20 protein-coding genes are annotated in these 17,107 nt (G+C 71.4%); 5 read left to right on the forward strand and 15 right to left on the reverse strand.

Going from position 1 to position 17,107, the window contains the following annotated elements; translation table 11 throughout:
* Nucleotides 1-29 precede the first annotated feature (29 nt).
* The 10 genes from ACWEOZ_RS27090 to ACWEOZ_RS27135 form a co-directional block, all read right to left on the reverse strand.
* Nucleotides 30-515 carry a hypothetical protein gene (locus ACWEOZ_RS27090; protein WP_360545785.1) on the reverse strand — a complete coding sequence of 162 codons (486 nt, stop codon included), beginning with the start codon at nucleotides 513-515 and terminating at the stop codon, nucleotides 30-32.
* Between the two features lie 7 nt (nucleotides 516-522).
* Nucleotides 523-885: a response regulator gene (locus tag ACWEOZ_RS27095; RefSeq protein ID WP_451913482.1), complete on the reverse strand. Its 363-nt coding sequence runs from the start codon at nucleotides 883-885 to the stop codon at nucleotides 523-525.
* Entirely contained in the window at nucleotides 882-1,358 is a 477-nt protein-coding gene (locus ACWEOZ_RS27100) for a chemotaxis protein CheX (RefSeq protein ID WP_451913483.1), read from the reverse strand. Before ACWEOZ_RS27100 ends, ACWEOZ_RS27095 begins: the two co-directional genes overlap by 4 nt.
* Nucleotides 1,355-1,732 carry a response regulator gene (locus tag ACWEOZ_RS27105; RefSeq protein WP_246595167.1) on the reverse strand — a complete coding sequence of 126 codons (378 nt, stop codon included), beginning with the start codon at nucleotides 1,730-1,732 and terminating at the stop codon, nucleotides 1,355-1,357. Before ACWEOZ_RS27105 ends, ACWEOZ_RS27100 begins: the two co-directional genes overlap by 4 nt.
* A gap of 15 nt (nucleotides 1,733-1,747) precedes the next feature.
* Entirely contained in the window at nucleotides 1,748-2,593 is an 846-nt protein-coding gene (locus ACWEOZ_RS27110) for a CheR family methyltransferase (protein WP_451913484.1), read from the reverse strand.
* On the reverse strand, nucleotides 2,590-3,780 hold the full coding sequence (locus tag ACWEOZ_RS27115; RefSeq protein WP_451913485.1) for a protein-glutamate methylesterase/protein-glutamine glutaminase: 1,191 nt from the start codon (nucleotides 3,778-3,780) through the stop codon (nucleotides 2,590-2,592). The genes ACWEOZ_RS27110 and ACWEOZ_RS27115 overlap by 4 nt, the downstream gene beginning before the upstream one ends.
* 16 nt (nucleotides 3,781-3,796) lie before the next feature.
* Nucleotides 3,797-4,669: a hypothetical protein gene (locus tag ACWEOZ_RS27120; RefSeq protein ID WP_451913486.1), complete on the reverse strand. Its 873-nt coding sequence runs from the start codon at nucleotides 4,667-4,669 to the stop codon at nucleotides 3,797-3,799.
* Nucleotides 4,669-5,106, reverse strand: a complete 438-nt coding sequence (locus ACWEOZ_RS27125; RefSeq protein WP_451913487.1) for a chemotaxis protein CheW — start codon at nucleotides 5,104-5,106, stop codon at nucleotides 4,669-4,671. The genes ACWEOZ_RS27120 and ACWEOZ_RS27125 overlap by 1 nt, the downstream gene beginning before the upstream one ends.
* A 1-nt stretch (nucleotide 5,107) precedes the next feature.
* Nucleotides 5,108-7,450, reverse strand: coding sequence for a chemotaxis protein CheW (locus ACWEOZ_RS27130; RefSeq protein WP_451913488.1), 2,343 nt, complete (start codon nucleotides 7,448-7,450; stop codon nucleotides 5,108-5,110).
* Between the two features lie 85 nt (nucleotides 7,451-7,535).
* Nucleotides 7,536-8,234 (reverse strand): response regulator transcription factor, encoded by a 699-nt coding sequence (locus ACWEOZ_RS27135; RefSeq protein ID WP_360545800.1) that lies wholly within the window; start codon nucleotides 8,232-8,234, stop codon nucleotides 7,536-7,538.
* Nucleotides 8,235-8,457: 223 nt separating this feature from the next.
* Between ACWEOZ_RS27135 and ACWEOZ_RS27140 the strand changes: the two genes are divergently transcribed.
* Nucleotides 8,458-9,171, forward strand: coding sequence for a sensor histidine kinase (locus ACWEOZ_RS27140; RefSeq protein ID WP_451913489.1), 714 nt, complete (start codon nucleotides 8,458-8,460; stop codon nucleotides 9,169-9,171).
* Nucleotides 9,172-9,290: 119 nt separating this feature from the next.
* Complete coding sequence (locus tag ACWEOZ_RS27145; RefSeq protein WP_451913490.1) at nucleotides 9,291-9,803, forward strand: CAP domain-containing protein; 513 nt, start codon at nucleotides 9,291-9,293, stop codon at nucleotides 9,801-9,803.
* A gap of 4 nt (nucleotides 9,804-9,807) precedes the next feature.
* Here ACWEOZ_RS27145 and ACWEOZ_RS27150 read toward each other — a convergent pair whose 3' ends face one another.
* A complete protein-coding gene (locus tag ACWEOZ_RS27150) occupies nucleotides 9,808-10,902 on the reverse strand; it encodes a UDP-N-acetylmuramate dehydrogenase (RefSeq protein WP_451913491.1) in 1,095 nt (364 codons plus the stop codon).
* A gap of 57 nt (nucleotides 10,903-10,959) precedes the next feature.
* On the opposite strand from ACWEOZ_RS27150, the gene ACWEOZ_RS27155 reads away from it, so the two are divergent.
* The 3 genes from ACWEOZ_RS27155 to ACWEOZ_RS27165 all read left to right on the forward strand — a co-directional run bounded on the left by ACWEOZ_RS27155 (nucleotide 10,960) and on the right by ACWEOZ_RS27165 (nucleotide 14,351).
* On the forward strand, nucleotides 10,960-11,721 hold the full coding sequence (locus ACWEOZ_RS27155; RefSeq protein WP_451913492.1) for a maleylpyruvate isomerase family mycothiol-dependent enzyme: 762 nt from the start codon (nucleotides 10,960-10,962) through the stop codon (nucleotides 11,719-11,721).
* A 181-nt stretch (nucleotides 11,722-11,902) separates the two neighbouring features.
* Nucleotides 11,903-13,330 carry a GH1 family beta-glucosidase gene (locus ACWEOZ_RS27160; RefSeq protein WP_360545810.1) on the forward strand — a complete coding sequence of 476 codons (1,428 nt, stop codon included), beginning with the start codon at nucleotides 11,903-11,905 and terminating at the stop codon, nucleotides 13,328-13,330.
* 4 nt (nucleotides 13,331-13,334) lie between these two features.
* Nucleotides 13,335-14,351, forward strand: a complete 1,017-nt coding sequence (locus tag ACWEOZ_RS27165; RefSeq protein ID WP_451913493.1) for a LacI family DNA-binding transcriptional regulator — start codon at nucleotides 13,335-13,337, stop codon at nucleotides 14,349-14,351.
* Nucleotides 14,352-14,357: 6 nt separating this feature from the next.
* Here the strand turns inward: ACWEOZ_RS27165 and ACWEOZ_RS27170 are convergent, their stop codons facing one another.
* From ACWEOZ_RS27170 to ACWEOZ_RS27185, 4 genes are all read right to left on the reverse strand, one after another.
* Nucleotides 14,358-15,167 carry an EI24 domain-containing protein gene (locus tag ACWEOZ_RS27170; protein ID WP_451913494.1) on the reverse strand — a complete coding sequence of 270 codons (810 nt, stop codon included), beginning with the start codon at nucleotides 15,165-15,167 and terminating at the stop codon, nucleotides 14,358-14,360.
* Between the two features lie 11 nt (nucleotides 15,168-15,178).
* The gene (locus ACWEOZ_RS27175) at nucleotides 15,179-15,631 is read right to left on the reverse strand and encodes a hypothetical protein (RefSeq protein ID WP_451913495.1); all 453 of its coding nucleotides are present in this window, start codon (nucleotides 15,629-15,631) and stop codon (nucleotides 15,179-15,181) included.
* 189 nt (nucleotides 15,632-15,820) lie between these two features.
* Entirely contained in the window at nucleotides 15,821-16,708 is an 888-nt protein-coding gene (locus ACWEOZ_RS27180; RefSeq protein WP_451913496.1) for an alpha/beta fold hydrolase, read from the reverse strand.
* On the reverse strand, nucleotides 16,705-17,028 hold the full coding sequence (locus ACWEOZ_RS27185) for a DUF2516 family protein (RefSeq protein WP_451913497.1): 324 nt from the start codon (nucleotides 17,026-17,028) through the stop codon (nucleotides 16,705-16,707). Before ACWEOZ_RS27185 ends, ACWEOZ_RS27180 begins: the two co-directional genes overlap by 4 nt.
* Nucleotides 17,029-17,107: the final 79 nt, after the last annotated feature.

Genomic DNA, 17,107 nt, shown 5'->3' on the forward strand with positions numbered 1-17,107 from the left:
TCCGGGCAAGTGGATCCCCGCGCCGTTGCCTACACGACGGAGAGCGACAGCTTTCCCTTGCCGTAGCGGGCCACCTCGACCGTCAGGTCCAGGCGCTTGCCCAGGGCCAGCAGGTGAGCGCGGGCATCGTTCGGGATGTCCATGCCCGGATAGATCACCTGGTACAGCTTCACGTGCGGGGCGCCCTCGCGGTTGAGCAGGCTGGTCAGCACGTTGCACAGCTCGAAGACGTTCTCGGCCAGGTTCGGGAAGAGCTGCTTCTCCTCGATGCTGTCTTCCGCGGCGCCGGCCGGGAGCAGGCCCAGCGCGGCGCCCGCGTTGGCCGCCAGCGCCAGTTGCATGCCCAGGACCGCGTAGAGCTGCTGCGACGTGTCGGCGTAGACGGCGATCACGGCGGTGGGCAGGTCGGCGGCCGTCATGGGGTCGCCCGGCGAGACGTTGACATCACGACCGAGCAGGTCCTCGAAGAGATTGCGGACGGTGAGGGCGACGGGGATAACCGAGGTGTCAGACATAGCTATATCATCCCAAAATAGGAGAGAAGACCTCGTCAAAACGTTCTGCAGTGAACGGCTTGACGATGAAGAAAGCCGAACCGGCGGCCTCCGCCGCCTGCTGCATCTCCGGCGTGCACTCCGAGGTCACGAAGCCGAACTTCACGTTGTTGCCGGCCGCCCGCAGCTTGCGCAGCACTTCGATGCCGGTCATCTCCGGCATGTTCCAGTCCGAGATCACCAGGTCCGGCTTCTCGGCGACCGCCATGTCCGCGGCCTGCTGCCCGTCCGCCGCCTCGACCAGGTCGTGGTCGCCGAAACCGGCCTGCCGCAGTGTCCGGGTGACGATCTGGCGCATCACCCGGCTGTCGTCCGCGATCAGGATCTTCATGCGCTTGCCTCCTGCTTCACGCTCTGCCACATCGAGATGGAAACCGGCTCGCCGTCCCAGACGCCGTACAGGCCGCTGATCCGTTCGGCTGCCGGGTAGTACGAGGCCGTGTCGGGCGCCAGCACCACCGTCGGCAGCGACAGGAAGCAGCCGGCCGGCAGCATGGCCTTGACGTTGCCGCCGACGATGTTCGCCAGCTCACCGAGCACGTCGGAGATGTCCTCCTGGCCGACCTCGTCCGCCTCCATGGCGAGGAAGGCCGCAGCGGCCTTCCGGGCGGCGTTCTGCGAGGACGCATAGACCAGGTGACCGTGCCAGGAGCCGGTGATCGACACCGTCGAGTGCACTTCCGACACCTGCTTCACGTCACCGTGCGGCACCAGGGGGCTCACCCCCTCGGGATCCAAGTACGAGACCCACACCTGTTCCACCATCTCGGCGAGGTCTCCCTCAGTCACCACGGGTTCGCTCATGAGTTCGCTCCGGTCGGGACAAGGCCCAGCAGGGCCAGCTTTTCGATCATCGCGCCCTCCGTGAAGGGCTTGATCACGTATTCGTGGGCGCCGGCGGCCAGGGCCCGGACGATCTGACTCTGCTCGCTCTCGGTCGTGACCATGACCAGCGTCATCTCGCGCAACCGGGGCTCGGCGCGCACCTTCGTCACGAACTCCAGCCCGTTCATGTTGGGCATGTTCCAGTCGATGAGGGCCAGCTCCGGCACCTCGGTCATCGTGGCCAGCAGATCGAGGGCCTCCTGGCCGTCACCGGCCTCGACCGCCTCGAAGTTCAGCTTGGCGACGATGCGCTTGAGAATCATCCGCATCGCCCGGGAATCGTCGATCACCATGGCACGCACCGCAGCTCACCCCTTCCTCGCGGTACCGGCCGGCACCGCGCTCCGCACTCGGTAGGCAGAGGTCCGGCCGGCCGCCACCCGTTCGTAGTTGTCGTCGATGCCGATCGTGGTCTCGGCGGCTCCGAGGAACAGCCAGCCGTCGGGGCGCAGCAGCCGGGCGACGTTGCGCAGCACCGATTTCTTCGTCGCGACGTCGAAGTAGATGAGCACGTTGCGCAGGAAGATCACGTCGAACGGCGGCAACGCCGGCAGCGGCGCGGTGAGGTTCATCAGCTTGAACGACACGTTGCGTCGCAGCCCCGGGGTGACCCGCCAGTGCGCGCCGGCCCGCTCGAAGTACTGGACCAGCTGGGTCGCGGGCAGCCCCCGGTTGACCTCGACCTGGCTGTACTCGGCCGTCTCGGCCCGCTTGATCATCTCGGTGGAGATGTCGCTGCCCATGATCTCGTACGACCACCCCGCCGGCAGGCTCTCCTGCAGCGTGATCGCCAGGCTGTACGCCTCCTGACCGCTGGAGCTGGCCGCCGACCACAGCCGCAGCTTGCGGTTCGTCCCCCGGGTGCGGACCAGCTCGGGCAGCACCACGTCGGTCAGCGCGGAGAACGGCTCCCGGTCCCGGAACCACGACGTCTCGTTGGTGGTCAGCGCGTCGATGATCCGGCGCTGGTCGGCCGGGTTCGGCCGGCGCTGCAGGTTGGCCAGGAACTCGGCCACGCTGGCCGCGCCCACCTGCCGGGCCACCGGGATCAGCCGCGCCTCGACCAGATACTCCTTGCCCGGGGCGAGGACGATGGCCGCCTCGCGGCGGACCAGGGCCGAGACGAACGAGAAGTCGGCTGCCGAAAGGGTCATCGGGTCACCGCCGTCGGGCGCGCGACACGACCGGTCTGGAGCCGCTGGATCAGTGCGGCCGCGATCCGGTCCAGCGGCAGGATCTCGTCCGCCAGCCCCGCGCCGACCACCGCACCGGGCATGCCCCAGACCACGGAACTGGCCTCGTCCTGCGCCAGGATTTCGGCACCTGCCTCACGCAGCACCTTCGCACCACCCCGTCCGTCGTAACCCATGCCGGTCAGCACCGTGGCGAACGCCGAGGCTCCGAAGAGCGCGGCCACCGAACGGAACATCACATCGACCGCCGGACGGCACGAGTTCTCCGGCGGCGCGCCACTGAGCTGGGTCAGCGTCGCGGTGCTCCGGCGTTGCAGCACGAGGTGCTTGTCGCCGGGAGCGATGTAGACGGTGCCGGGTGCGAGCTCCATGCCGTCGCCCGCCTCGACGACGCGCAGCGAGGTGCTGCGGTCGAGGCGCTCGGCGAACATCCGGGTGAAGACCGGCGGCATGTGCTGGGTGACCACGATCGGCACCGGCAGGTCGGCGGGCAGCGCCTGCAGCACCTTGGTCAGCGCGTCCGGGCCACCCGTCGACGAGCCGATCGCCAGGATGTCGACGCGGCCGGGTGCACCCGCCCGGCGTACCGGCCGGGCCGCACCGGCTGCCCCGGGCCCGCCGGGACGCAGCGGTGCGAGGCCGGGACGCCCGGGCACCGGTCCGCCGGGACGACCGGCGGCCGGCGGGTTCAGTCCCGGCCGGCCCGGCGGCGGGCCGGGCCGGGCCGGTGGGCCGGGCGGCGGGCGGCGGCCGGCCAGCGCGTGGATCTTCGGTACGAGCTGCTCGCGCACCGCCGCGATGGATTCCGCAATGGACCCGACGTTGCTCGGCTTCGTCACGTAGTCGGTGGCGCCGGCGGACAGCGCCTCCAGCGTCGCGCTCGCCCCGGCGGCCGACAGCGTGCTGAACATGATCACCGGTAGCTGCTTGTGCCGCTTGCGCAGCTCTCGCACGGCTTCGATGCCGTTCATCTGCGGCATCTCGATGTCCATGGTGACCGCGTCCGGCTTGAGCTGATCGATCTTCGCCTGGGCCAGCAGGCCGTTGGCGGCGGTGCCGACCACCTCGATGCCGGGCGCACCGGTCAGCGAGTCGACGATGAGCCGGCGGACGACCACGGAGTCGTCGACGACCAGGACCTTGATCATGAAGTCACCGCGCCCTTCACCCGAGCCACGCCGGGCCGAGCGCCGCGACCACCGGCGCGAGCAGCCGGTGGGCCGTGGCGGTGTCCAGCAGGTCCCGGACGACGAGGGCCTGCACCGCGCCGCTGAGCATGTTCCAGACCCCGCCCGCGCGATCGGCCAGCGGAATCGCCGCCGTGTCGATCGCCTGCACGAGCAGCATCTGGGCGGCCGCGGCGGTGCGGACCCGGTCGGACAGGTATGCCGCCCAGGACGCCGAGTGCACCGCCGGGGACCACCCGCCGGCGTTGCGCCGGGCGTCCTCCGCGGACTGCGTCAACCGGGCCAGGTCGTTGGCCCGGATCGAGCGCAGCCGGTCCAGCAGGGCCGACACCGCGTAGTGGTGCGGGCCCAGGTCGATCGGCTTGCCCGCGGGCAGCTTGCGCAGCGCGGACACCCAGCCGGCACCGAGCATCCGGCGGGTCGAGTCGTCCAGCACCTCACGGAGATAGCTGGCCACGGCCGCGTCGCAGAGCAGGGCCGTCGCCGAGGCGGCGTCCTCGCTCTGCTTGGCGTCGCGCCCGGTGCCGTGCCAGGTCCAGGCCATCACGTCGTAGCGCAGGCAGGTGAGCAGCGAGTCCACCGAGCCGATCGGGGCCCGCTCGACCAGCGCCAGCGAGCTGGCCGGGTCGTCGGCCTTGAGACCCTTCAGCGTCGGCATCTTACGGGCCGCACTCTCCACCTCGACCCAGAGCGGCCCGCGGACACCCTCGTCGGGCAGCCGCTCGGCCAGCACCGGCAGGTCCCCGGCGCTGAGGCGCAGGGCGCGCAGCAGCACCTCGGCGGTCGCCGACCCGCCACCGAGGCGGGTCAGGTCGAAGCCGAGGACGGGGGCGCTGACGAGGCTGTACATCAGGTGGTGGCTCGATAGGTGTCGACGGCCTGGTTCACGTCCAGGGCCAGCATCAGCCGGCCGTCCATCTTGAAGGTGCCGGTGACCAGCTCCCGGGTCGGACCGCTGAGCGTGTCCGGCGGCCCCTCGAAGGCCTCGTCGTCGAGGTCGACGACCTCGCCGATGCGGTCCACGAGCAGGCTCACCGGCTCGCCGTCGCCGCGCAGGATCACGTTCATCACCGGACCCTGCATGGCCTGGCGGGCCAGACCCAGCTGCACCCGCAGATCGACCGCGGCGATCACCTGGCCGCGCAGGTTGAACAGGCCGCCGACGGCCGGCGGAGCCAGCGGTACGGGGGTGTACTCGTTGTAGGAGAGCACCTCCTGCACGGTGTGCACCTCGACCCCGAACAGCTGGTCGGCCACCTCGAAGGTGGCGAACTGACGACTCGCCATGTCAGGCCTCCACCAGCATCTCGTCGGCCGCCTCGGTGTAGAAGTTCGGATCGGCGGCCAGGATGGCCCGGCGCACGTCCAGCAGCTCGGTCACCCGTTGCTGGATGACCGCGGTGCCGACCAGGCCGTCCTCCTCCGCCTCGCGGCGCGCCGTCGTGGAGTTCTCGGCGATGTCGACGATCCGGTCGACGACCAGGGCGACGCTGCGCTCGCCCTCGCTGTAGACGACCACGGACACGGTGTCGCCCTCCTCCACCTCGCTGTACGCCCCGAGCAGGTGCGACAGGCGCACGAGCGGCAGGATCTGGCCCCGGTACTGCACGACCTCGCGGGAACCGGCGTGCTCGATGCGGTCCCGGGGGAACTCCTCGAGCCGGGTGACCGCGTCCAGCGGGATCGCCACCCGGCGTTCTCCGACCGCCGTGACCAGCAGGCGCTCGCCGTTGGCGGGTCCGCCGCTGGCCCGCGAGGTGCCGACCAGGTTCTCCCGGTCGGACTCGGCGGTCAGGTGCGAGCGCCGGGCCAGTGAGGAGACGTCGAGGATCAGGCCGACCTTGCCGTCGCCCAGGATGGTGGCGCCGGCGTACAGGCCGATGTCCTTGAACCGGCTGTTGAGCGCCTTGACCACCACTTCCTCGGTGTTCAGGACGCGGTCCACGACCAGGCCGAAGCGGCGGCCGTCGGCGTGCAGCACCATGATGTAGACACCCTGGTCGCCGCCGACGTCGAGGCCCAGCGCCCGGTCCAGGCGGACCAGCGGGAGCAGCTTGCCGCGCAGCCGGTAGACGGGCGCGCCGGAGGCGTACTCGATCTTCGTGGACTGGCCGTCGATGAAGACCAGCTCCAGCACGGCCACCTGGGGCACCACGTAGCGCTGGTCGCCACAGTCGACGGTCAGCGCCTGGATGATGGCCAGGGTCAGCGGGATGGTGAGGCGCCAGACCGTACCCTCGCCCAGCGTCGAGTCGACGCTGACCGCGCCGCCGATCCGCTCGATGTTGGTCTTGACGACGTCCATGCCGACCCCGCGGCCGGACACGTTGGTCACCTTGGCGGCGGTGGAGAAGCCGGGCTGGAAGACCATCGCCATGATCTCGCGCTTGTCCATCGTGGCGATCTGCTCGGCGCGCAGCAGGCCCTTCTCGACGGCCTTGGCGGCGATCCGGTCGACGTCCATGCCGGCGCCGTCGTCGGCCACGTCGACGGCGACGTGCCCGCCCTCGTGGTACGCCCGCAGCGTCAGCGTGCCCACGGCGGGCTTGCCCGCGGCGACCCGCTTGTCGGCCTCCTCGATGCCGTGGTCCACCGCGTTGCGCACCAGGTGCGTCAGCGGGTCCTTGACGGCTTCGAGCAGGCTGCGGTCGAGCTCGGTCTCCTTGCCCTCCATCACCAGCTCGACCTGCTTGCCGAGCGACTGGCTGAGGTCCCGGATGACCCGGGGCAGCTTGGACCAGATGTGCTCGATGGGCTGCATCCGGGTCTTCATGATGCCCTCTTGCAGCTCACTGGTGATCATCCCGAGCCGCTGGGCGCTGCGGACCAGACCGGAGTCGCCGGTCTCCATCACGCCGCGGACCAGCTGGTTGCGGGCCAGCACCAGCTCACCGACCAGGTTCATCAGGCCGTCCAGCAGGTCCACGTCGACCCGGATCGCGCTGTCGGCGACGCTGCGCTTGGGAGCCTGCTGCTGCAACGCCTCGTTGACGGCGGCGGGCTGGGCCTTGCCTTCCTCCAGCAGGATGGCGCCGAGCTTGCGCTCGTCCCCTTCGAGCTGCTGCTGCAGCGCGGAGCCGACGTCGCTGGGCGCCGCGGCACCGGACTCGACGAGCATCTCGCCGAGCGGCTTCCGCTGCCCCTCCACGGGCTCGGGCGCCACCCGCACGGGCTTCTCCTCCAGCGGCTCCGGCTCCTCGGCGGGCTCGGCGGCCGCGGCCGGCTCGGCCGGTGCGGCGGCCTCGGGCGCGTTCATCTGGGCGTGTACGGCGGTGATGATGCTGTCGACGTCGACGTCACCCTCGTTGCCGTCCTGCTCGATGGCCTCCAGCAACGACCGGACCCCGTCGATCGTGGCCAGCAGGGTCGTGATCGTGGTCGGGGTGACCGGCTGGACCCCGTCCCGCAGCCGCGAGAGCAGTGACTCGCCGGCGTGGGCGAGGGTCTCGAGCCGGCTGAAGGCCAGGAATCCACTCGTTCCCTTGATCGTGTGGATGGCCCGGAAGATGCGTGAGATCAGATCACGCGATCCCGGTTCCTGTTCGAGGGCGACGAGATCCCGGTCGATCTGATCCAGGTTCTCGTGGCTCTCCATCAGGAATTCGCCGACGATCTCGCCAAGGTCTTCCACGGACTACCTCCTGCTCGGTTCCCATGCTGCTCATCGACCTCCGGAGTCCTCACCTGAGGACACCCGGACTGCTACCGCTGGGCGCTCAGCTGTCACCCCCCGGCCGCCGATAGCGGTAACCGAAGCCGCGCACGGATTCGATCGGGGAATCCTCGGGGTCCGTCCAGCCGAGCTTGCGGCGCAGCCGCAGGACCGCGAACTTGACCCGTTCCTGGCCGATGCCGGTCGGGTCGTCCCAGGCCTGGGTCAGCAGCTGGTTCGGGCTCAGGACCGCGCCCGCGTGCCGGACCAGGGCGTTGAGCAGCCGGAACTCGGTCGGGGTGAGGCGCTTCTCGTCGCCCTTGACGTAGACCCGGCGTTTGGTCGGGTCCAGGTGCACCAGGCCGTCGTCGTAGATCTGGCTGGCCCAGCTGTTCTGCGCACCGTTCGAGCGGCGCAGCAGGGCCTCGACCCGGGCGAGGAGTTCGTTGTTGGCGAACGGCTTGGTGAGGTAGTCGTCGGCGCCGCCGCGCAGCCCGCGTACCTTCTCGGCTTCCTGGCCGTGGGCGGTCAGCACCAGCACGGGGACGTCCGAGACGTCCCGCAGCCGTTCGAGCACCTGCCAGCCGTCCATCTCCGGCAGGCCGACGTCGAGCACGACCAGGTCGGGGTGCTCGGCGTACGCCTCCTTCAGGCCGGTACGGCCGTCACCGGCGTGCGCCACCTCGTAGCCGGCCCGGCTGAACAGCAGCCGCAGGGCCAACGCGATGTCCGGGTCGTCCTCGACCACGAGCAGCCTGCTCATGCTCCCACCACCATGACCCCCCAACGCTGCGTCGCCAGACGCGGCTGCCCGGGCCGGCACGGCACATGCCCGACATCGGTCAGCGTCTTGCTTGCGTCCCCCGCGACCGCGGGCGACGAAGATGAAATGTCCAAAACCACGATAGCGTGACGTGTCGGCTCATATACGGAAAGTTATAGTTCAGCGTGCGCTTCCGCTTCCGGGGCCGATCGGTGGACAACCGATGAGCCCCGCTCCCGCTCCCGCGACCCCGGCCCTGTCGGGCGGCGCGCTCCAGCCCCGCTTCCTCACCGTCATCTCGCACGAGCTGCGGACGCCGCTGACCACCATCGCGTCGTTCACCGAGAGCCTCGACACCGACGACCTGGCCCCGGCCGAACGCTCGGTGGCGCTGGCCGCCGTACGGCGCAACACCGACCGGATGCTCACCCTGGTCGAGGACCTGATGCTGGTGACCCGGCTGCAGACCGGGGACCTGGAACTGCGGCCGGCCCCGGTGGACCCCGGCGCGCTGATCCGCGAGGCCGCCGAGCTGCTGGCCACCCGGGAGCCGTACACCGCGGCGACGGTGCGGGCGGGCACCGGGCCGGCGTTGTCGGCGGACGCCTCGCTGCTGCGGGACCTGTTCTATGCGGTGGTCGGCACAGTGGCCAGCGGGGCCGCGGACCGGTCGGCCACAGTGCACGCGGAGGCCGGGGCCGAAGGCTGGACCGTGCACGTCACCGCGCGGCAGGCGGAGCAGCTCACCGACGAGCATCTGATGGCCGGGATGCTGGCCACTCCGGAACCGCCGCACCGGCGGCGCAGTACCGCCGTCTGGATGCTGCTGGCGGAGGCCATCGCGGCCCGGCACGGTGGCTCGGTCCGGCTGACCTTCGCCCCCGAAACGGGCGCCGGTGCCGAGATCGGGCTTCCGCTGACCATCCCCTCAGACTGACACAGACCTCGCACCGCGCACCCGGAAACGGTCAAACAAGGGACGCGACCCCAAAAAGCCGGTCCGATTACGATGCCGGGCGACAGGCGCCCGGCCGTGGACCGGGAGGCAGCACCTTGTTGGAATCCGTACGTCGTCTCGCCCTTGTCGCGGCCGCGCCGATCGCGCTGCTCGGGCTGACCGTCGCGCCGGCGCACGCCGAGGCCGCGGTCCCCGCGACCGGCCCGGCGCGGACCGGCCCGACGACCTCGCAGGTTCTCGGGGCCGAGGTGGTCACGCTGACCAACGAGGAACGGGCCCGGTACGGGTGCCCGGCGCTCACCGTGGACGAGGAACTGACCGTCGCGTCCGTACGGCAGAGCCACTACATGGCGGCCACCGGCGACTTCGGCCACTTCGGCTGGCGCGGCTCGACCTTCCTGACCCGGTCGCGGGCGGCCGGCTACCAAGCCGTGGCGGCGGAGAACGTGGCCTACGGCTTCTCCAGCTCGGCCGAGGTGATGGCCGCCTGGATGGCCAGCCCGCCGCACCGCCGCAACATCCTCAACTGCGACGTGAAGTCGTTCGGCGCCGGTGTGCAGCAGGCCGTGAACGGCACCTACTACTGGACGCAGGTCTTCGGCTGGCGCTGAGCCGTCAGAGCGAGCAGTTGATCAGGACCGGTTCGGGATGCAGGACGACACCGAACCGGTCCCGTACCCCGTCGCGGATCTCGCGGGCCAGCTCCAGCAGGGCCGTCGTGGTGCCGCCGCCGCGGTGGGTCAGGGCCAGCGTGTGCTTCGACGAGATGGCCACCGTGCTGCCGCCGTACCCCTTGGCGAAGCCGGCCTTCTCGATCAGCCAGGCCGCCGGCACCTTGACCGTGCCGTTCGGGGCCGGCCAGCTCGGCGGCTCGCCCGCGTCGACCAGCCGGTCCTGCACCCGGGCCCACTCCTCGGCGGACAGCACCGGGTTGGTGAAGAACGAACCCACCGAGCGGGTGTCCGGATCCTCCGGGTCGAGCACCATGCCCTTGCTCGCGCGCAGCTTCAGCACGGTCTCGCGGACCCGCGCGGCACTGACCCGCTCACCGACCTCGACCCCGAGGTGCCGGGCGAGCTCGGCGTAGCGGATCGGCGCCGACTCCGCCGACTCGGCGAGCCGGAAGTCGACGTCGAGGACCAGCCAGCGGTCGCTGTGCTTGAAAATGCTCGACCTGTACGCGAAACCGCACTCCGGCAGCGACAGCACCCGCATCTCGTCCTCGTGCCGGTCATAGACGTGCACCGCTTCGATGGTGTGCGCGACCTCCTGGCCGTACGCCCCCACGTTCTGGATCGGCGTCGCGCCGGCCGAGCCCGGGATGCCGGACAGCGCCTCCAGGCCGGACATCCCCCGTTCGAGGGTGTCCGCGACGAGCTCGTCCCAGGGCTCACCGGCGGCCACCCGGACCAGCGCGCCGCGGGCGTCCCGGTCGATCACCCGCACGCCCCGGGTGCGCAGCAGCAGCACCGTCCCGGGGAACCCGTCGTCCCCGATGACGACGTTGCTCCCGCCCGCGAGGACCAGCACCGGTTGCCCCTTTCGGGCAGCACCCCGTACGGTTGAGACCGCTTCGTCCGGATCGGACACCACGGTCAACGTGCTTGCCGGACCGCCGAGGCGTAGCGTCGTGTACGCCCCCAGCGAACTGGCATGCGCAGCGGATGCGTCGGTTGGGTGGTCAGCGCTAACGTCAGGCACGACGTTCACCCTAGGCCGCGGGCCCGGGGTGCGAACCGGTGGACCTCCTCGAGCGGGAGAAGGCTGATGAACAGGCTGCACGCGACGAAGGACTTCTGGCTCGCCGCCCTGCGCGCGGACGGGCCGGCTTTCCAGGACGCCGTCACCGAGACGGGTCCCGACGCCGTCGTGCCCTCGTGTCCCGGCTGGACGGTCGCTGATCTCACCGAGCACCTCACCGTGCTGCTGCACTGGGTGCGGGAGCTGACGCCGCGCGGCGTGGTGGACCGGCCCGCCGACCGGGTCGTCCCCGAGCCGCGGTCCCCGTGGCCGGAGGCGCTCGACGGCCTGCGCCGGGAGCTGACCGGCACGATCGAGACGCTCGACGCGCTCGACCCGGACTTCCCCAGCTGGACCTGGCCGGCCCAGGCCCGCAAGGCCGGCTTCTGGCAGCGCCGGATCGCCCACGAGGTCTCCGTGCACCGCTGGGACGCCGAGTCCGCGGCCGGCCGGGCCACCCCGATCGAGACCAAGCTCGCCGCCGACGGGGTCAATGAGGTGCTCGACACCTGGCTGCCCGCGGGCCGCCGCAAGGGCCCCACCGATCTGCACGGCGTCGTGCACCTGGTGGCCACCGACGCCAGCTACGAGTGGTTCGTCCGGCTCCGCGGCGCGGGCATCGCGCTGCTCGACACCGGCACCATCCTCGACAGCGACGACCACCACGCGCGGGCCGAGGCCAGCGGCACGGCCAGCGACCTTCTGCTGGCCCTCATGGGCCGCATTGATCCGGACAATCTGGTCATCACCGGTGATCGGCGCCTGTTCAGCGCGTTGCAGGCCGGTTGAGCATCTCGTCCCCCGAACGGGACTCCGCAACTTTCGGATGTCTCCCGGAAAGGTGAATGGCTCTACGCTGTACCGGTTAAGGGCGATCGCTTCCGGTCGCCCGTCAGAGTCCCGCCGCTGATCAGACCGGTCGGCGCGGCCCGGCACGGCAGCGGCGGATCACGCAGGGAGCGGTGTAAGGATGACGGCAACCGTCTCGGTGGAATCGAGCGACGATCCGCTGGCATCGGGGGTACGGTTCCCGGACGGCTTCGTCTGGGGCGCCGCAACGGCGTCGTACCAGATCGAAGGCGCGGTGAACGAGGACGGGCGCGGCCCGTCCATCTGGGACACGTTCAGTCGCGAACCCGGCCGGGTGCACGCCGGGCACACCGGGGACGTGGCCTGCGACCACTACCACCGGTACGTCGAGGACGTCGCGCTGATGGCCGACCTGGGCCTGGCCTCGTACCGGTACTCGATCGCCTGGCCGCGCATCCAGCCCGACGGCACCGGCCCGGTCAACACCCGGGGCCTGGACTTCTACGACCGGCTGACCGACGAGCTGATCGGCAAGGGCATCGACCCGGTGGTCACGCTCTACCACTGGGACCTGCCGCAGAGCCTGCAGGACCGGGGCGGCTGGACCGTCCGGGACACCGCCGAGGCCTTCGCCGAGTACGCCCAGATCATGCACGCCCGGCTCGGCGACCGGGTCCGCACCTGGACCACGCTGAACGAGCCGTGGTGCTCGGCCTACCTCGGCTACGCCAGCGGCGTGCACGCCCCCGGGATCCGGGACGCGGCGTCGGCGTTCAAGGCGGTGCACCACCTGCTGCTCGGCCACGGCCTGGCCGCGCGGGCGCTGCGGGAGGCCGGCGCGCAGAGCGTCAGCATCACCCTCAACCCGTCGGCCGTCTTCCCGCTGGACGAGAACAACCCGGGCGACGTCGACGCGGCCCGGATCGTGGACGGCCTGAGCAACCGGATCTTCCTCGACCCGCTGCTGCGCGGGCGGTACCCGGACGACATGCGCGAGCACATGGCCCGCTTCACCGACCTGAGCTTCATCCGCGAGGGTGACGAGGCGATCATCAACGCGCCGATCGACGTGCTCGGGATCAACTTCTACACCCCGTCGTACGTCTCGGCGAAGCCCGGCCAGCCGGCCTCGCCCGACGCGCCCGGCACCGAGGGCATCGCCTTCCGCAAGCCGGTCGGCCCGATCACCGACATCGGCTGGCAGATCGAGCCGGCCGCGCTGACCCGGCTACTGGACCGGATCCACCGGGACTACCCCGGCACACCCATGATGATCACCGAGAACGGCGCCGCGTACCCGGACGGCCCGGCCGAGGACGGGCAGATCCACGACACCAACCGGATCGAGTATTTCGACGGGCACCTGCGCGCCTGCCTCGATGCCATTTCCCACGGCGTTGACCTTCGGGGATACTTCGCCTGGTCGTTGATGGACAATTTCGAATGGGCCGAGGGGTACGCCAAGCGGTTCGGCATCGTGCACGTGGACTACACCACGCAGCGCCGGGTGCCCAAGGACAGCGCACGGTGGTACCAGGAGGTGATCCGGCGTAACGGTCTCACCGACCAGGGCCGGATCGGGGAGTGAGCTGATGGTGACGCGGGAGCGACCGACCCTCGAGGCGGTGGCGAGGCGCGCCGGCGTCTCGAGGGCGACCGTCTCCCGCGTCGTCAACGGGTCGACCACGGTCGCCGTGGCGATCCGCGAGGCAGTGCACCAGGCCGTCGCGGAGCTGGGCTACGTACCCAACCAGGCCGCCCGCAGCCTGGTCACGCAACGCACGGAGTCGATCGCGCTGATCCTGCCGGAGACCGCCAACCGGGTCTTCTCCGACGACCTGTTCTTCCCCGCGGTGATCCGCGGGGTGAGCATGGAGCTGGACGCGGCGGACAAACAGCTCGTGCTGATGATGGCGGGCTCGGCCGCCAGCCACGACCGGGTCGAGCGGTACGCGATGGCCGGCCACGTCGACGGCGTCATGTTCGCCTCGATGCACGGCGCCGACCCGCTGCCCGGCGCCCTGGCCCGGCTCGGCATCCCGGTGGTGTGCAGCGGCCGCCCGATGACCCCGGCCGAGCTGCCGGTCCCCTACGTCGACGTGGACCACGTCGGCGGCGTGGGCCAGGCCGTGCGTCACCTGATCAGCACCGGCCACCGCCGGATCGCCACCATCGCCGGGCCGCAGGACATGATCGCCGGGGTCGACCGGCTCACCGGCTACCAGGAAACCCTGCGCGACGCCGGGCTGACCGAGCACGTGGCCTTCGGCGACTTCACCCGCGACTCCGGGCTGCGCGCGATGCGCCGGCTGCTCACCGAGGATCCGCAGCTCGACGCGGTGTTCGTGGCCTCGGACATGATGGCCCACGGCGCGTTGCAGGCGCTCAAGGACGCCGGCCGCCGGGTGCCGGCGGACGTGGCGGTGGTCGGCTTCGACGACTTCGAGATCAGCCGGCTCAGCGACCCGCCGCTGACCACGGTCCGCCAGCCGATCGTCGACATGGGCCGCACGATGGCCCGGCAGATGCTCGGGCTGGTCAACGACAAGCAGGACGTCCCGGACGCCGTGGTGCTGCCCACCGAGCTGGTGGTGCGCGCCTCGGCCTGAGGGTGCTCAGCCCTCGATCGGCAGGCCCAGCACCTTGCGGGAGAGCAGCGTGCCGCCGACGACCGCCGCCGGCATCAGCAGCACGGCGCCGAGCGGGATGAGGAAGCAGACGAAGACCGCGACGCCGAAGCCCAGCGCCGTCGCCCGGTTGCCGCGCAGGGCCGCCCGGCGGTCCCGCAGCCGCCGGCCGCGACGCTGGAACGGGACCCCGGTCAGCTCCACCGCCAGCAGCCAGCCGGCGACCGCCCCGCCGACCACCGGCACGACCGTCTGGCCGACCACCGGGATGAAACCGGCCGCGAACAACGGGATGCCGAACAGCACCGACAGGCCGATCAGGCGCAACGAGTCGACCAGGCTGCGGGCCAGCGAACGGCCCAGCGACACCTCGACCTCGTCCGGCACACCCCCGAAGCGGTCCTCGACCATCCCCGAGATCTTCTCGTAGAACGGGTCACCGATCAGCAGCGTGACCGCGGTGAAGGTGAGCACGCCGATCAGGCCGCTGAGCCCGATCAGGGCCGCGCCCGCGACGAGCCGGATCACGTCCCGCCAGGCGGCCGACCAGTCGTCGGCGAACCAGGTGACCCCGGCCGACAGGTCGTCGATGAAGACGACGAGGGTGATCAGCAGGGCCGCGTACAGCGCGCCGGAGATCACCGCGGGCAGCAGGCCGAGGCCGAGCATCCGCGGATTGCGCAGGACCAGGCCCAGACCCCGGGCCAGCAGGCCGGCCCCGGTGACGAACCGGCGTACGGCGCCGCCGGTCGCCGCGGCGCCCCGGCCGGCCGCGGACCGCAGGTGAGTGTCATCCACGTTGCGGGAGCTTAGGACCTGCGGACCAGCCCTGCTCCACCGAGGCCGAAGTCCGGTGCGGCGCTGCCGGACGGCACCGTCGCCGACGGGCTCGGCGGGGTGCTGACGATCTGGGTGGGGGTGGGCACCGGCGGCAACAGGGTCAGCGTCGGATCCGGCGAGCCGGACGTGACGATGACGGCCGGACTGGAGGCGGTCGGCGCCGTACTGGCGGCGGGCAGGGCGGGCAGCGAGGACTCGACCGCCACCGGCTCGGGCGGCCGGGGCGACCAGCCGAGCACCGGTGAGGTGGTCGCGGTGGTGGGCTTGGGTGGCGGCGCGGCGCCGATCCCGCCGGCCCCGCCGGGTGCACTCACCGGCGGTGGGGCGGGGGGCGGCGTACCGAGGGTCCAGCCGACGGTGACGGCGAACGGGAGGCCGAGGGCCACGACGCTGAAGAAGATGGATCTGGGGGAGTACCGCACGTCCTCAACACCGGATCAGCGGCCCGAAAAGTTACGGCGTAGCCGGATTCGCCCTACTACCTCACCCTCGCACTCGGGGCCGGCGCTGCTCGCCTCGCCGCCTGGGCCGCCGGCGGGCCGACCGACCGAGGGCGAGCTGGTCGACAAAGCCCCGGACTCGGTCGCGGAGCGGCCCGCTCACCAGCTGCGCTACGCGTTGAGGAAGGTGGAGATGCGCTCGCGCAGCTCCTTGCGATGGGTCCACAGCAGCGTGGGCCGGTCGTAGACCTGGAGCTCCGCACCCGGCAGCAGACCGGCCAGGCGTTCGGCGACCGACACCGGATGCACGTCGTCGCCGACACAGCCGATCACCAGGGCCGGGCCCCGGAACGCGGCCAGCACCGAATCGTCGGGCACCGCGGGGGCGCGCCACAGCGTGTCCAGCTCCGGGGCCAGCCCGTCGGTCAGCAGCTGCTCGACGCGGTGCCGCAGATAGCTCCAGCCCGTGGGCGTGTTACGCACCGCCGGCGGCAGCTCGGGCTCGACGGCCTCGGCGACCAGCGCGGCCTCGCCGGACTCCACCGCGGTGAGCAGCCGGGCCAGCCGCGCCTCGGCCACCGGCGGCCGTACGCCGTCCAGCGGCGCAGGCAGATAGAGCACGATCCGCTCGAAGCGCTCGGGGAACTCCGTGAGCAGCCGGCACAGTGCGCCCGCGCCCATGCTGATGCCCAGCGCCCGGGTCGCCCCGGCCCGGTCGGCGACGGCCCGCAGGTCGTCGGCGAGGTCGGCGAAGCTCCACGGGCCGGGCGGCGCGTCGGAGCGGCCGTGCCCGCGGAAGTGGAAGAACACCCGGCGGCCGAGGACGCCACTACCCAGCGGGCGGGTCCCGGCGATGTCACCGGCCAGCCCGTGCGCGAAGACGGTGACCGGCTCGCCGACGCCGGTGACGAGCTGTTCGAGCCGGCCGCCGTGCGGGGTCTCGATCAGCTGGGTCGGCGGCATCGGCAGGGTGGGCCGGCCGCTGCGGGGCGCGCTGGGCCCGGGGCCGGAGCTCCGCGGGCCGCCGTCCGGGGGCGGCGGCCAGCGGAGACGCTTCACCAGAAGCCCTTGCCGTCCGACAGGTCACGCAGGCCGGGCCGGACGTCGAGCAGGTAGATGAGTGCGGCCGCGATGCCGATGAGGCCGAACAGACCGGTGGCGCCGCCGCCGACGCCGAGCAGCGTCAGGATGATGCAGACCGCGAGGATGGCCAGCCAGGCGCCCTTGGGCAGGGTGCCGATGGCCTGGAACCCGTCGCCGCGCTGGGTCACGCAGTGGATCAGTGCGACTGCCTGCACCACCAACGACACGATCGAGACGGCGATCGAGATCAGGCTCGCGACGTTGTCGTAGAAGATGGGTGTCGCGCTGTAGTCCATGACGGCCAGTCTATGCCGCGGGCCCCGGCCGACGCCGAGGCCCGCGGATCAATCAGTCGCAGGTCGTTACCGAGCTGTC

The organism is Actinoplanes sp. NPDC004185 (assembly GCF_053603475.1).